Source organism: Thermococcus aciditolerans (genome assembly GCF_008152015.1).
GTDB lineage: Archaea > Methanobacteriota_B > Thermococci > Thermococcales > Thermococcaceae > Thermococcus > Thermococcus celericrescens.
The window spans coordinates 1,677,035-1,692,806 of sequence record NZ_CP041932.1 but is presented as its reverse complement, the minus strand read 5'-3'; the positions used below and the strand labels follow the sequence as shown (position 1 = coordinate 1,692,806).

At 50.2% G+C, this 15,772-nt stretch carries 12 protein-coding genes; 6 read left to right on the top strand and 6 right to left on the bottom strand.

The genetic code is table 11. The features are described from left to right. The first annotated feature begins 118 nt into the window (after positions 1-118). Positions 119-3,550 carry a CARDB domain-containing protein gene (locus FPV09_RS09310; protein WP_148883197.1) on the top strand — a complete coding sequence of 1,144 codons (3,432 nt, stop codon included), beginning with the start codon at positions 119-121 and terminating at the stop codon, positions 3,548-3,550. A 35-nt stretch (positions 3,551-3,585) separates the two neighbouring features. Here FPV09_RS09310 and FPV09_RS09305 read toward each other — a convergent pair whose 3' ends face one another. Beyond that, positions 3,586-4,212, bottom strand: coding sequence for a diacylglycerol/polyprenol kinase family protein (locus FPV09_RS09305; RefSeq protein WP_168194753.1), 627 nt, complete (start codon positions 4,210-4,212; stop codon positions 3,586-3,588). Beyond that, positions 4,184-4,879 (bottom strand): HAD family hydrolase, encoded by a 696-nt coding sequence (locus tag FPV09_RS09300; protein ID WP_148883196.1) that lies wholly within the window; start codon positions 4,877-4,879, stop codon positions 4,184-4,186. Before FPV09_RS09300 ends, FPV09_RS09305 begins: the two co-directional genes overlap by 29 nt. Positions 4,880-4,959: 80 nt before the next feature. Between FPV09_RS09300 and FPV09_RS09295 the strand changes: the two genes are divergently transcribed. From FPV09_RS09295 to FPV09_RS09280, 4 genes are read left to right on the top strand one after another with little or no spacing between them, the layout of a single operon-like run. After that, complete coding sequence (locus FPV09_RS09295; RefSeq protein ID WP_148883195.1) at positions 4,960-5,208, top strand: TIGR00304 family membrane protein; 249 nt, start codon at positions 4,960-4,962, stop codon at positions 5,206-5,208. A 1-nt stretch (position 5,209) separates the two neighbouring features. Then, positions 5,210-6,385, top strand: a complete 1,176-nt coding sequence (locus tag FPV09_RS09290; protein ID WP_148883194.1) for a cation:proton antiporter — start codon at positions 5,210-5,212, stop codon at positions 6,383-6,385. A 37-nt stretch (positions 6,386-6,422) separates the two neighbouring features. Then, positions 6,423-7,577 carry a tyrosine decarboxylase MfnA gene (gene mfnA, locus FPV09_RS09285; RefSeq protein WP_148883193.1) on the top strand — a complete coding sequence of 385 codons (1,155 nt, stop codon included), beginning with the start codon at positions 6,423-6,425 and terminating at the stop codon, positions 7,575-7,577. 24 nt (positions 7,578-7,601) lie between these two features. Next, entirely contained in the window at positions 7,602-8,975 is a 1,374-nt protein-coding gene (locus tag FPV09_RS09280; RefSeq protein ID WP_148883192.1) for an ATP-binding protein, read from the top strand. Here FPV09_RS09280 and FPV09_RS09275 read toward each other — a convergent pair. Then, the gene (locus FPV09_RS09275) at positions 8,965-9,825 is read right to left on the bottom strand and encodes a cation diffusion facilitator family transporter (protein WP_148883191.1); all 861 of its coding nucleotides are present in this window, start codon (positions 9,823-9,825) and stop codon (positions 8,965-8,967) included. The genes FPV09_RS09280 and FPV09_RS09275 overlap by 11 nt on opposite strands. 550 nt (positions 9,826-10,375) lie before the next feature. Between FPV09_RS09275 and FPV09_RS09270 the strand changes: the two genes are divergently transcribed. Next, positions 10,376-11,920, top strand: coding sequence for a flippase (locus tag FPV09_RS09270; protein ID WP_148883190.1), 1,545 nt, complete (start codon positions 10,376-10,378; stop codon positions 11,918-11,920). On the opposite strand, the gene FPV09_RS09265 is transcribed toward FPV09_RS09270, so the two are convergent. From FPV09_RS09265 to FPV09_RS09255, 3 genes are read right to left on the bottom strand one after another with little or no spacing between them, the layout of a single operon-like run. Further along, a complete protein-coding gene (locus tag FPV09_RS09265; protein ID WP_148883189.1) occupies positions 11,917-13,509 on the bottom strand; it encodes an alkaline phosphatase family protein in 1,593 nt (530 codons plus the stop codon). The two genes, FPV09_RS09270 and FPV09_RS09265, sit on opposite strands and share 4 nt — an antisense overlap. Beyond that, positions 13,485-14,663, bottom strand: coding sequence for a glycosyltransferase family 4 protein (locus FPV09_RS09260; RefSeq protein ID WP_148883188.1), 1,179 nt, complete (start codon positions 14,661-14,663; stop codon positions 13,485-13,487). Before FPV09_RS09260 ends, FPV09_RS09265 begins: the two co-directional genes overlap by 25 nt. Next, positions 14,650-15,759 (bottom strand): glycosyltransferase family 4 protein, encoded by a 1,110-nt coding sequence (locus tag FPV09_RS09255; RefSeq protein WP_168194752.1) that lies wholly within the window; start codon positions 15,757-15,759, stop codon positions 14,650-14,652. The genes FPV09_RS09260 and FPV09_RS09255 overlap by 14 nt, the downstream gene beginning before the upstream one ends. Positions 15,760-15,772 lie beyond the last annotated feature (13 nt).

The window sequence follows — 15,772 nt, the reverse complement described above, 5'->3', positions numbered from 1 at the left end:
ATGTGTTATCACTACCAGTGATATGGAAAGAAAGGCATATAAACCTTTTTCTCGTAATACTCACTACGGGTGACTACCGTACACCCCTGGGGATTTACCCCCACCGGAGGTGGATAATGTGAAGAAAACGGCGGCAGTTGTGTTAACCTTCGTTCTGTTGCTTGGTTTAGTGCCCACGTTTAGCGGCCTCGTCAGCGCCATGTACGGCACTAAAATCATAGACGGCAGCCTAAGCGACTGGACTCCAAGCGATTTGGTTGCGGTAGGCAAAGATACTGGACTTGAAGGAGCCAACCTCGACAGACTCTATGTTTCATGGGATGACGAGTACCTGTACATAGCGGTTAAGACGAACAACACCCAGAGCTGGGATGTTGCCTATGGAATAGGAATAGACGTAGACCCTGGAACAGGAAACGGCTACGTTTCCGGTGGAGATTCATGGGGAAGGAGCGTCGAGTTCTCCAACGGCTTTGCTCTTGACTATGAGATTTACTTCTGGTGGGGTCAGAGCAGCGGAATGGGAACAGATAACTTCAACATCTGGACCGGTGGAGGCTGGGATTACAAGGGCATCTCCGGCGTCGGCGGGAGCTTCGCCTATACAGGGAACACTTCAACAGGTCTCCAGACGGTCGAGATAAAGATACCTTGGAGCGCCCTCGGCGGGAAGCCTGAGAAGATAGCGGTAATGGCGTGGGTCACTGGAAGCGGGGGTTCGGCGGTGGACAGCCTCCCCGTTGATCCGGCCATAGACTACACTGACATCGGAAACGAGTGGGGTGACACCGACACCTTCACCAACCTCCCGGTCATCTACGTCGCCCCCAAGACAATAGATGGCAATCTCAGCGACTGGAGCGAGAACGAACTGGCGGCCGAGGACACCACGGGTACGGGCGTTGACGTGGGCAACCTCAGCAAGTTCTACGTCTCCTGGGATGACCAGTACCTCTACCTTGCCATTGAGACCAACAACACCAAGAACGGAGGAATGGCGTACGGTTTCGGAATTGACATCGATCCCGGGACAGGAAACGGCTACACGGCAGGAGGAGACGCATGGGGGCGGGGCATAGAGTTCTCCAATGGATACGCGCTGGACTATGAAGTTTACTTCTGGTGGGACGACGGGAGCGCATCAATAACCGCCGCGCAGCTCAACCCATACGAGGGCGGCTGGAGCTGGCCGAGCCTGACCGATATGGGTGGAAAGTATAACTACACTGGAGACAGTTCAACAGGCCTTAAAACCCTCGAAGTCGCAGTACCATGGTCAGCCATCGGAGGAATGCCCAGCAAATTCGCGGTCGCCGCATGGGTAACCGGTGGAGGCGGCTCTGCCGTTGACGTCCTCCCGCAGGAAGGTACCGCCGCGGACAACGCAGACGAATGGAGCGACATGGACGTCATCACCGAGATGGCGGACTTCGAGATGTTCATTCCTGTGCCCGAACTCACCGCCAGCATAACCGGCCCCGGTATCGCGGGACTCAACAGAACGACCGAATACCGCATCACCGTTAAAAACCTCGGTTCCCTTCCGGCCTCCGATGCCGAGGTCAGGGCCTACGTCAACGATACGCTCATCTCCAACTGGACGGTCGACCTCGGTGCCGGCGAGGAGAGGGAGCTCACCTTCACATGGAAACCAAACGAAACTGGCAGGTACGTGCTGAAGGTCACGGTGGACGAGGACAACCTCATCGAGGAGGCCAACGAGGACAACAACGTCGTCACAATGGACGTTGAGGTGGAGTGGGTCGGAAAGATAGAGGTTGACGGTAACCCGGACGACTGGCCGTCGGCTGACCTAGCCAACGACACGTACACGGTAATCAACGGAACGTTCATCTGGAGGGACGCCGAGAACGACCAGAGAACGGACAACGACAATTACCTTGAGGAAACCAACTACACCTCAAGCCATGCCGACCTCACCGAGGTGGCGGTGACGAAGGACGACCACTACGTTTACTTCCTCTTCAGGTTCAGGAACATGAGCAACATGAAGCTGGGGGCAAACGGAGCAACGTTCATAGCCGTCCCGATCGATTACAAGGACGGCGGAAAGGCCGGTGGCTTCGCCGGTAGCATGGACATGAAGTCGGTAATAGACTGGGACATCCAGATGGCGGTGAACCTCAAGTGCTCCGGTTGCACGGGGAAGACCGCTGTAAAGCCCGCCGGCGAAAACGTTGAGTCCATGCTGTACTTCATAGACCCGGACAACAATATCGTCACCGTGAACGGGGCCGTCGTTGGGGTTAACCTCTCAGCGAACACCGTTGAGGTCAAGATTCCGGTAGAGGTCTTCAACGGCGCCACGGATTTCAACTTCCAGGTCGCAACCGGCCTGAGCTGGGGAGGCGGAGTCTGGAACTTCGGAGAACCGTTCAGCGACGACGAGGTCAGCGACGCCGTTGATGTCCTCAGCGACAAGCCCACCGAGGAGGAGGTCATGGACGGATACCTTGACTACTACATCCACATCGAGACCAACGGCATGGTCGAGAAGGCAAACGATGTGGACTACACTTCCGTCCGCAGGAAAATGCAGATGCAGAAATTCTGGAGAGGTTTCGTGTCCCTCAACAAGTATTACGGAACCTGGCACTTCAAGAACGACTACGGGCGCTATCTCGAACTCGACGAATACTTCCGGAACGCCACCCTGCCGGAGGAGATAGAGAAGAAGGTTGAGGAATACGAGAACACCGTGAACGACCTCCTCAAGCTCTACAACGAGGGGAAGGAGAACATCGATAACGGAAACGCCGCCCTGGGGGCGTCCATTAAGATATTCCGCGCGTACACTGGACTGAAAAGGGTAGTGCATGAGATGGAGGAGCTGAAGAAAATCGTCGAGGAGGGCAACCTTGAAAGGCTCGAGTACCTCAAGGAACTCTCCAAGAACCTCACCAAGACCATAGACGGAAACCTCGATGACTGGAGCGTCCAGCCGGTGGCAGTCGATGAGACCGGCTACGGCCAGGACGGTGCAAACCTCAAGGCCCTCTACGTCGATCACGATGACCAGTTCCTCTACATCGCCCTAACCACCGAGAACAGCGCCTCGTGGAGGGTTTCCTACAGCATATCCCTCGACTACAAGGCCGGTGGATACACGGATGGCCAGGACAGCTGGAGCAGAAAGGTGAGCTTCGGCAGGGGAATAGATGCACAGCTCTACTTCTTCTGGAACGGGGAGTTCTTTGGAGACCCCGGAACCAGCACCATAACCAGCGCCCAGCTCGCTCTGTGGAACGGAACCGGATGGAAGTACGAGGACCTCAAGTGGATAGGATTCTACGCATACACGGGCAACCAGAAAGACGGTCTCCAGACCCTCGAGATAGCGATTCCATGGGAAGCCCTCGGCGTCAAGCCGGGAGAGATAAACGTGGTCGCCTACGTCACCGGACAGGGTGCCGGCGATTCGGCCGTTGACTCACTGCCGCTCCAGGACGCCGTCAAGGACACCGACCCAGGACAGGAGTGGGGCGACGCAGATACCTTCACCCAGTTCGCGACGGTCACCATAGAGTGACCATCCATTTCTCCACCTTTTCTTGATTTTATCCTTCAGATGACGAACCCTGCCAGGTAAACGGTCAGCGCCACCGCCAGCTGGTTGGAGAAGTTGTCGTCGGGCGGCAGGTTGTAGAACTCCGCCACGGTTCCAGCTATAGAGCCGACCAGCGCGAGGGGAAGGCCAACGAGGGGCCAGAGTATGGCAATCCCGGCGAGGAAGTAGGCAAGGCTGCCCTCGAAGCTCTTGCCGTTGGAGAAGCGGTGCCTTCCGAGGGACTTGCCCACTATGGCCGCCAGGGCGTCTCCGACGGTCGCGACCGTTATGGCCCCCACCGCCACCTCCATCGGGAAGAAGTACACCACTATGAACGAGGCCGCGGCGAAGTAGATGTGAGCCGCGACGCGGTAGCGCTCGTGGGAGCGGGTTATCTCGTCTATGTGCTTTTCCAGAACCTCAACCCTTCCGATGACGTCCTCATCGACGTATATCCTGAGCCTCCTCTTTATGTTGTCCCTGAGCTCCTCTATTATCCTGAAGGGCTCGAGGACGACGAAGAGGAAGAACGAGATGCCTATGAGCGTGAGGGTAAGCTCCCTGCCGAACAGGTGGTAGGAGAGCGGAACGAGCAGACCCGTCATGTGGAGGGACTTACGCTTCAGCTCGCTTTTCATGCTCACGCTTTATCACCTCCAGGGCTTCGATGAGGTCCTTAACCACGTAGTCGGCGTGCTTGGCGAGCCTCCCACTGAAGTAGCCCCTCTGAACCAGTATCGTCGTCGCCCCACTATCCTTCCCCCCGCGCATGTCGGTGTCGTCCCTGTCCCCGACCATGTAGACCTCATCGTCGGGGAAGAGCCTGCGGGCAAGCCTGAAATTGTGGGGTTCGAGCTTGCTGTGGCCGGTTTCACCGCTTATTATCAGTGCGTCGAAATAGTCCTTTATACCGAGGTACTCGAGCTTCTTCCTCTGCCACTTGGTAGAGGAGTCCGTAATGAGAACGAGCCTCGCACCCATGGCTTTGAGACCCCGCAGAAAGGGAACGGCGTCCGGGTAAAGCTTCAGATTGGAGAAGAACACCCTATCAACCAGTTCCGTTATCTCGTCCAGCTCGTCCGGGCTGATTTTGGCGTAGACCTTGCTCATCACCCTCTCGACGAGCTTATCGAAGTCGAGGGTGTGGAATTCCCTTGACTGCTCCAGCTCCCTGTAGCGGGCCGTAAGAATGTAGAAGAACGCCCTGAACTTCCTCCGTCTAATGAGATAGGGTATCAGGCGGAGAACGCTGTACCTGCCGGCCTCCCAGGTGTTGCAGAGCGTGTCGTCGAGGTCAACGAGCACAAGCATATTAAAGAATCCCCACGGGTCGTTTTAATCCTTTGGGTTTGGCGCTAAGTTTTAAAAGGTGAAAGGGAAGCCCATACCGTATGGACGGGAAAACGCTGATACTGAGCGGGATGGCGCTTATATTCCTCGGCTTCCTGTTAGTTTTCATTGGGACCCTCGTTTCTGCCCTCGGCGGAGAGGCGGACGTTGAGGGGGGCGGGGTGATAATGATAGGCCCCATTCCGATAATATTCGGAACAAGCAGGGGGGCCGCTGGAATCGCGGCTGTACTGGCGATAATACTCATGGCGCTCTGGCTGCTTGCGGCCCTGCTGATGAGGGGGGACTGACGTGGACTTCCTGGCGGCGCTCGCGATTCTTCTCGTCACCGCAAAGAGCATAGAGTGGCTCTTTGAGAGGGTGGAGATACACCCGATAATAGCCCACGTCCTCACGGGAATACTCCTGGGGCCCTTCGTCCTTGGAGTGATAGAACCGACGGATGATCTGGGAGTCCTGGCAGAGTTCGGACTTATAATGATGATGCTCTACATGGGACTCACCAGCAACTTCTCCGCCATAGCCCAGAACACCAAGAAGGCGGTGGTCGTTGCGGCCCTTGGCGTGGCGTTCTCCTTCGCCCTGGGCTTCCTTACCGTCGAGGTGGCTGGGAAAGGAACCACGGCCGCAATATTCATCGGAGTGACCCTCGGAAACACCGCAATAGAGGTAACCAGCGGCGTACTCGTGAAGGAACGTGTGAGGAGGGAGGTCTCATCGATACTCATGGGAGCCGCCTTTGCCGACGACATAATGGCGGTTTACCTCATAGGTATAATCACCGCTCTGGCGGGAGGGGGGCTCGACGCGGCTTCCTTTGGAATACTGACGGTCAAGATATTCGCATTCATAGCCGCAACGCTTCTGGTATCTGAGTACATCTTCAAGAGGGCCAGGTGGTTCTACTCCATCGTCAGGAACCTCAACGTGTTCTTCACCTTCACGCTCATCCTGACCTTCACCCTGGCCATAATAGCCCAGTGGGCGGGCCTCAACCAGATAATAGGCGCCTACCTCGCGGGCCTCACCATAAGCCGCCTCCGCGAGAGGAAGGACCCGCTCGTCGTGACGAGAATAAAGCTCAACGAACTCATAAACGACCTCCAGGTCGTTCTCACCGAGTTCTTCATACCCCTGTTCTTCATCTACGTCGGACTGATGTTCAACCCGCCCCTTGCCGACATAAGCCTGATCCTCATAGCGGCGCTCTACCTCGCGGCGGTGATGGGCAAGCTCATCGGCTGCGGTCTCGGTGCGAGGCTCTTTGGTCTGAACTGGAGGGACTCGATAACGATAGGTATTGGAATGGGCGGCAGGGGAAGTCTCGAGCTGGCCATACTCACGTTCGGCCTCTCCGCGGGCCTCATAGACCAGGTTCTCTTCGCGAGCGTCATAGCGGTCTCCATGCTCACCGCGCTGACAACACCGGTGTTCTTCAAGGGCTACCTAAAGAGGGCAAAGGCTTAAATTTGAGGGATAAAACTAGGGGCAGGCTGGTGAGACCATGTTCCCGAAGAAAGGAGCGAGCGAAGAGGAAGTTCTGGCGGAGCTGGAGGAGAAGACGTCAGAGGACCTGACCTTTGATTCAGGCAGGATTCTCGGCTCGATGTGCACCCATCCCCATCCCTTCGCCGCGGAGGTGGTACGGCGTTACATCGACAGGAATCTGGGCGACCCCGGGCTGCACGTTGGAAGCCAGAGGGTGGAGAGAGAGGCAATAGCAATGCTGTCCAGCCTTCTCGGACTCGAAAGGGGCTACGGGAACATAGTCTCAGGGGGAACTGAGGCCAACATTCTCGCCGTGAGAGCCTTCCGCAACCTGACGGATGTGGAGAACCCCGAGCTCATACTTCCCAGAAGCGCCCACTTCTCCTTCCTCAAGGCGAGCGAGATGCTGAAGGTCCGGCTCGTCTGGGCGGACCTGCGGGAGGACCACTCCGTTGACGTGAGGGATGTTGAGGAAAAGATAACCTCCAACACGATAGGCATCGTTGGAATCGCCGGAACCACCGGCCTCGGGGTTGTGGACGACATTCCCGCTCTTAGCGATCTGGCCCTGGACTACGGGCTTCCCCTCCACGTGGATGCAGCCTTCGGGGGTTTTGTCATTCCCTTCGCCAAGGCTCTGGGCTACGATATCCCCGACTTCGATTTCAGGCTGAGGGGCGTCAAGAGCATAACCATAGACCCCCACAAGATGGGGATGGTTCCCATCCCGGCGGGAGGGATAATATTCCGCGAGAAGCGGTTCCTGGAGGCGATAAGCGTTCCCGCGCCGTACCTCGCCGGCGGCAAGGTCTGGCAGGCAACGATAACGGGTACGAGACCCGGAGCACAGGCGCTGGCAGTGTGGGCGATGATAAAGCACCTCGGATTCGAGGGCTACGCTGAGATCGTCAAGCGGGCCATGGAGCTGAGCAGGTGGTTCGCGGGCGAGCTCAAGAGGATCCCAGGGGTCCACCTCATCCGCGAGCCCGTTCTCAACATCGTTTCCTTCGGGGCAAAGAACCTAGAAGAGGTCGAGGAGGAGCTTAAGAAGCGCGGCTGGGGTGTGAGCGCCCACAGGGGATACATCAGGATCGTCATGATGCCCCACGTCAGGAGAGAGCATCTGGAGGCGTTTTTGAAGGATTTGCGGGAGATCGCGCGAAACGTTTAAATTAATAACGTGATATTAAATATCATGATATTAAAATTCATTGACCGGAAGGATGAGCTAAAAGCCCTTGAGGGGCTGTACAATGAGAGGAGGGCGCACTTCGTCCTCATCTACGGGAGACGGCGCATTGGAAAAACCGAGCTCGTCAAGCAGTTCATAAATGACAAAAAAGCATTCTACTTCCTCGCCAGAAAAGAACCGATGGAGCTTGAGCTTAAACGCCTCATTACCGGCTTCAACAGGAAGTTCAACGTCTTCATAGAGGCCAAAAACCTTGAGGATTTCTTTGAAGAAGTGAGGGAGTTTGGAAGGCTCGTCTTCGTGATAGACGAGTTCCCGTACTGGGTCGAGGAGGATAGGTCAATCCCCTCCATCTTCCAGTACATCTGGGACGAAATCCTTAAAGATTCAAAAATCATGCTGATCCTCCTTGGTTCCTCCATATCAACGATGGAGAGCCTGATGAGCTATAAAAACCCGCTCTACGGAAGGAGAACCGCCCAGATTAAACTCTCAACACTGGGGTTCTTCGACATAGGGGAGGCCCTGCCCGGCTATTCCTGGAAAGAGCTGGTTAAGGTTTACGGAGCAATAGACGGCATCCCTGCATACCTCCAGTACTTTGACGACACACTAGGCGTCGAGGAAAACATCGAGCGCAACTTCTACAACAAAGTCAACGTCCTCTACGAGGATGCAGAGAGGCTCCTAAAGGATGAGCTGAGGGAGCCGATTACGTATCTGAACATCCTGAAAGCCATAAACGAGGGCAAGACCAAACTGACCGAAATTGCCAACGAGGCTAAAGTAGCGGTTACGAACCTCCCCAAGTACCTGAAGACCCTTGAGACCCTCGACTTGATTTATAAGGAGTTTCCGGTGACGGTCAGGGAACGGAAAAGATTCGGTGTTTACAGGGTCAAGGACTTCTACTACCGCTTCTGGCTCCGCTTTGTTTACCCATACCGCGACGATATAGAGATCGGCGCGATACGTTTCGAGGATTTTCAGGAAGACTTCAACGGGTATCTTGGAGAGGTATTTGAGAGGGTGGCAAGAGAGTTCCTCATAAGACTAAACTCGGAGAGAAAATTGCCGTTCAGGTTCACCAAGATTGGGAGATGGTGGGACAGGGAGGAGGAGATAGATTTAGTCGCAGTGAACAGCCTGGGGGGCGACGTAGGTTTCTTTGAAGCAAAGTGGAAGGACCTCTCCAAGAGGGACGCTCTGAAAGTCCTTAAGAAACTTGAGGAAAAAAGCGAAAAGGTAAAGCCGGGGGATAGAAAGCACTACGGCATCATCGCGAAGAGCATCAAGGGGAAAGATAGGCTCAGAGAAAAGGGCTATCTGGTTTTCGATTTGAAGGACTTTGAGAACGGTGAACCCCCTACTCAGTAACTCCCTTTATGTCCACGTGAACGAAGGCGACCTCGACCTCGGGGAGGCTCTCTATAACCCTCTTGACCTCCTCGCTGACGTCGTGGGCCTCTTTGAGGCTCAGCTCCGGGGGGACCTCTATGTGGAGCTCAACGTGCAGTTTGCTGCCGACGTAGTGAGCCCTCAAATCGTGGACGCCGAGAACGTTCGGGACGCCCAGGGCACGCTCCTTTATTTCCTCGCATATTTCGAAGGGCGGCGCTTGGCCGGTCAGGTAGGCGAGATTCTCAAGGATTACCTCCAGCGAGACCTTCAGGAGGAAGACCGAGACGACGAGACCCGCGATGGAATCACCGTACATAAAACCGAGTTCCTGGGCACCGAGACCGACGAGAACTGCCACGCTGCTCAGCGCGTCGCTCCTGTGGTGGTAGGCGTCCGCTATGAGTATCTGGCTGTTGAGCTTCCTGCCGATGTGGACAGAATAGCGGAACATGAGCTCCTTAGAGAGTATCGAGAGCAGGGTGACGCCGAGCATTATGGAGTTGACTTCTATGGCTCCACCCTCAATTATCCTGTAAACGGCATCACGGCCTATCTCGTATGCCACTATTATAAGAGCCTCCCCAATCAGGAAGGCCACCAGGGGCTCAAAACGGGAATGGCCAAAGGGATGGCTTTTGTCGGGCGGTTTTGAGGATATTCTAATGCCCGCGTAGCCGATGACGCTCGTGATAACGTCGCTTAAGGAGTGGACGCCGTCGGATATCAGGGCGATGCTGGAATACATGAAACCCACGGCTAGCTTGAGCAAGGAAAGGAGAACGTTGCCAAGGATGCTGACCCAGATGGGCCTGTACACCTCCTCCACGGTATCACCACAATTTTGTGCATATGCACACAATATTTAAGCCTTACCGTCCCCTATTTGGATATTTAACTTTATTAGGTTTTCCAATTTTATTAGGCCAACCTAATAAAAGAGCAATAAAAATAAGCCGACGGTCAGTCCGTCACTCCATCATCACGAGCCTCAGGCAAGGCTGAACTCATCATCCCAGGAAAAGGTTGAAGATGGGCCTTAAAAGGGTTGCTCAGAGATCACCTTTCCGTCCTCATCAATCGGTTCGCCCATCACTCATCATCGCGTTCTGAAGTTCTCACCAGGGCTTAAAACGGTTGCCGTTCATATCATCCGCTGGTCACTTGTCTGCCTTTATTTTGTTCAAAGATATTCAATGTACCGGCTGTGATATACTCATCGCCATCTCCTTGGTATTCCCTACAATTGATGAGCAAACGAAGAATGCGCCAAGTCTGAGAAATACACTGGCCCTTTTAGGGGAAACCTTAAGAGCCCTGTGAATGCGTGATATCATGAACAAGATCAAGATTGGTCCAAATTGGACATGGTGACCTCCATGAGCGAGGCAAGTCAAGCATTACAGAGGATCGCAAGGGGTACAGGAATAATCTTTGCCGGCACGGTCATATCAATGTTACTAGGCTTCATCAGCAGGATGCTGATAGCAAGGCACTACACGGTTCTCGAATACGGGGTGTTCAACCTTGCCCTGACCGTAATCGGCGTTGGTTCCGTTATAGCAAAATTAGGCTTTAACAATTCTCTCCCAAGGGAAGTGGCTTTTTACAGGGAAAAGGAGCCAGATAGAATAGACGACCTCATATCAACGGCCATGTCATTGGTTGCCATGAGTAGCGTTCTAACGGTCATGGCAATAATACTCTCAAGGTCCGAAATAGCGGATGCCTTGACGAGAACCGAGACGTCTTATCAGCTTCTAAAAGACGCCCTAAAAATGATAACCCTTGCACTTCCGTTTACGGTTCTAACTGGCACCATAATATCGGCAACTCAGGGATTTGGGAGGGTTAGGGAGAAGGTTTATTTTCAAAACATCATTTATCCCATCCTCTGGACCTCAGCCGTTGTCACGCTCATAGCCCTAAGTCCCCCGTTTTCGGATATATTCTGGGCGTACATGCTGGTCCAGTTTTCAGTCTTTGCGCTCCTCCTTCTTGAAGTCAAGAGACTCGGACTTTTCAACCTTAAGCCTTCGCTTGACCTAAACATAGGAAGGCATCTAGTAGCGTTTTCCATTCCCCTTATGTTTACCGGAATACTCTCGTTTATCATGAACTGGACAGACACGCTGATGCTCGGCTATTACAAAGGTTCAGAGATCGTTGGAATATACAACGCGGCCACTCCTCTTGTAAGGCTGATTCCGCTGTTTTTGAACTCGGCCGCGTTTTTGTACTCACCGATGGCGAGCGGTCTCTACGCTCGGGGAAAGCTTGATGAGATGAAGCGGATTTATCAGGTTCTCACAAAATGGATTTTCATGCTTACCCTGCCGATATTCAGCGTGATGTTCCTTTTCCCCGAGGCCACCATAAGGTTCATCTTTGGGAGTAAGTATCTGGAGGCAGTGTTGCCACTGCAGATTTTAGCGCTTGGCTTTATGTTCCATACGTTCCTCGGGCCGAACGGACTGAGTCTGATAGTTATCGGGGACAGCAGGTTTATCATGGTGAGCAGCCTCGTTTCAGCCGGTCTAAACGTCCTCCTCAACGCCCTGCTGATTCCAAGTTATGGCCTCGAAGGAGCCGCGATGGCGACGGCGGTTTCTTATTTTGCGGGAAACATTTTGAGCTCAGTAAGGCTGTATCAGAGGGCGAGAATCCATCCCTTCAGCCCGAACTACGTGAAGCCCTTAATTATCAGCCTCCTCCTGTTGGGGATAATTCGCGGCCTTAAGCTGAAGGTTCCGAGCATCTGGTACGCGGTTTTGATTCTGGCCCTGTTCGTGGCCGTTTACTTCCTGCTGGTTCTTATAAGCAGGAGCATTGATAAAGAAGATATAGAGCTGTTGCTGGCGATAGAGAAAAGGCTGGGAGTTGATTTAGGAACAATAAAGAGAGTGTTGAGGAGATTTGTTTAGATTTTGCCCTTGAGCTTGAGGTTTTTGATGGCTTTTTTAAGCTTTTCATCTTCTTGTTTTTTCTCGTAATAGCTTGGATCAACGTACTTTGGCTCTCTCTTTGCAAATTCTGAGTCTTCTTCAAAAATCTCCATCAAGACTCTGCCATCCATGTCGTTCGGAATTGGCAGATTAAATATGTGAAGAATAGTTGGAGCGACATCAATTATCTCTGCAGGTTTAATTTTATACCCCTCCTTGATACCAGGACCATACACAAGGAATATACCATCTACGTGGTGAGTACCGAAGGGGGAGTAGATATTCTCAAAGAAAGGAGCACTTAAATCAAGGAAGGTAGTCAAACCATATCCTTTTTTTAATAAAAATATAATATCTGGAGCATCAGATAAATACGGACCGGAATATATTTCCTCTTTTTTATAAATTGCTTCAACTACCAATTCCCCTGTCTCCGGATCCTTAAGGGAAGATAACTTGAGAATAAGTTCATTCCTAAGTTTCTCATATTCTTCTTCACTGCGGATTTTTTCTCGATTGATTGAAAGATACTGAGAAGCCCCAGTAAATAATATTCCTGGGTAAACTAGACTCTCTTTGAGGTCAATCTCTACCGAAGATTGGGGCAATTTTGATTTAAGAGACACAGGAAGATACTTCCGTATCCAATCTAAGTGGAGCTTCCTGAGAACTCTTAGAATGGAATTCTGAGTGATTCCAAGTCTCGTAAGTATGGATACTCTCGAATTCTGCGGTGATATCTCCTTCTTTTTGAGCTTAACATATCCCATTTCATAAAGCCATTTCGTGATATTAAAGTATCGTGTAAGCTCACAAAATCCATGGTCTGACATGAGGATTACAACTGTCTCTTTGGGGACAGATTTAAGGAGAATATCTATGCTTCTATCGATTTCAGAATACACCTCAAGTAACTTTTCTTTTTTATTTTGGAAGTGTTTATGTTGAACTACATCAGTAGCGCGGAACAATACAAAGAAAAAATCCCAAGGATATGTTTTCATTAGGTGGACAACTGTATCTGTTCTTTTCCGTATTGTTTTAATAAGTTCGCTGATGAATTCCTCAGTATCCCATTTGGTTCTAACTATTTCAGGGTCAGGCTCGATAATATATCCAAGCTTTTCTAGTTCCTCCAAAATCTCTGGGGGATGTGCATAATCATTAGAACCCGGTGGTGTCAGCATTCCGGAAACCATTATACCACTGATTTTCTCTGGTGGATATGTAACAGGATGATTGAGGATTATTGATTTCTTACCATAGAAACTCAAATAATTCCATATTTTTTTGGATTTTATGTCTGTAGATCGCACTATTCTGACTTTACCAGTTTTATTATCAACAATTAAAAAGTTGTATATCCCCAACTTTGCAGGATTTTTACCAGTAGCAAATGAGGGCCACGCGGGTACAGTAACAGGGGGGAGAGTACTCTTTAAAATTCCACAAGAACTTCCCTTAAGAAGCTTTTTGAAAGTTGGAAGTTTTCCCTGCTTAACAAAGGGAATGATCACATCCCATGTCGCTCCATCCAATCCAATTACCAGAACTTTGATGTTAGACATGACTGATCACCTAGGACTTTATCATACACATCTAAAATTTGTTTCACTACCAATTCCCATGTAAACTGTTTCGCATAATTTCTTATTCTCTCATGATCCCACTCTTTTTCAAGGGCTATTAAAATTTTTTCAGCTAAGCACTCTGGATTTTTTGGCGGACATAGTAGGCCATAGTCTTCTGAGACTATTATTTCTTCACTTCCACCATTATAAGTTGAGACTACGGGTTTTCCACATGCCATAGCCTCAATATTAACAACTCCAAAATTCTCAACTAGACTTGGGAGGACAAATACATCAGCAGCATTCATCCAGAGGGGAATTTCATGATGTGGTTTGGGACCTATAAGCTTCACATGTTTTTGGAGCCCCAGTTTTCGTATTTCATTTTGGAGATAGTTATACAACGGCCCCCCTCCAATAATATAGACTGCGAAATCTTTCTCAGTTTCTCGCATTATTTTAGCAGCATTGATCAAATATATATAACCTTTTTTCTCTACTAAATTACCGACACTAACAATAATTTTCTTGTCAATAGGGATCCCAAGCATTTTCCTGACAACAGATGAGTCCATTGGATAAAACTTCCCAAGGTCCACTCCATTGGGAATGTAATACAATCTAGACATAGGAATACCCAAACTCATTAAGAGTTCTACACATTTACGAGATACATTAATTATTGCATCGGCGGAATTCCAAGTACAAATAGCACTTCTTTTTTTGAGGGTTTCTAGTCGTGTGACATGTAATCCATGTGTCGTTATTATAAGGGGAACATTATATTTTTCCTTTAATTTTACCCCTGCATATCCGCTTGGCCACGTGAAGTGGGCATGGATTAAATCAAATTCAAGTCCCTCTCCTTCAATGATCCTCGATGCAGCTTTGAAAAAATTATCTCCAAGTCTTTTTCTAAAGAACTCCACAGGGATATGGAAGAATCTGGGATAATATACCCTAACATTATCATAGAAGTACTCCTTCAAATTCCGCCGATAGCCCACCGGCTGGGGTGATATAACTATTATTTCCTCAAAATAATTCTTTAACTCATCAACTTGGCCCTTAATAAAAGAGCCTATATAAAACGAGCCATCTTTACTTGGAAACGAACCTGCCAAAATAAGAAGTTTCTTATCTTGAAGCATTGCTCTTCACCCCCTTAGAGTAGGCAGTTAGAAGGACTTGCTCAACAAAATTCCACGTATACTTCTTTAAATAGATTTTATGACCCCTATGTCCTGCTTTTTTTAAATATTTTGGATTCATTAACAAAAAGGACACCCTATTTTCAACATCTTTCTCATCATATTTTACAGACCATCCAATTTTCATGCTTTCAACAAGCTCAGCCAGTGCTGTTCCCCGGGATACTAGAATAGGAGTCTTAACACTGGCAGCCTCGAACACCTTATTGGGAAGACTCAACCTGATGTTTTCAAAACGTGGATCGTAGATTGCAAAGGTTAGATGTGCTTTCTCAAGTTCAACGAATATTTGCTCATGGGGTATAAATCCCAAGAAATTCTTTCCCAGCTGTTTCTTCAAAATCTCTTCAACATCGGCCCATCCCTTTCCTGCAATCCTGTAAGTTACACCAAGGCGTTCTGCAATCTTAAGCATCTCCAGAAGAAATCTGTTTCCCGACAGTACTCCTCCGTAAAAAATTGTAAAAGTAGGATACTTCGGGAGATTTTTGAGATAGCTCGGGTTAACTGTGTTTAAGATAACAAAAACGTCCTTATTGTTTCTCTGGACAACCTGTTTAACTTTCTGACTAGCAGTAAATATCAAATCTGCGTTTTTTTGAAAATATGAATCCAAATATCCCACAATTTTAGCAAGTTTCTCACCCGATACCAGCTTGACCATGCTTTCATACAGATCGTGTACGTCATATACCCATACATTATTTTTGATTTTTTTTATGATAACTCCCAGGACTGCAGTATCAAAGTCATGTGTATGTATAATATCGAAGTCCATCTTCATTAACAAAAACAGAGAGCGTAAGTAAAATAGGAATAAACCGGCAATAAAGCATAGTGGAAGCCCATAGCAGGATCTAATGTGAATCCTAAGGATCTTTATCCCGTTTATAGTCTCTATCTTGGGGTATTTTCCCTCCCTATCCCAGGCGATTATAGTAACATCATACCCAGCTTTCACAAGACTGGATGCCTCTTTGTAGACCCGAGGATCTGGCTTGAATGGATTACTAAGAGTCATCACAATCCGTTTCACACAATCTCCCCAC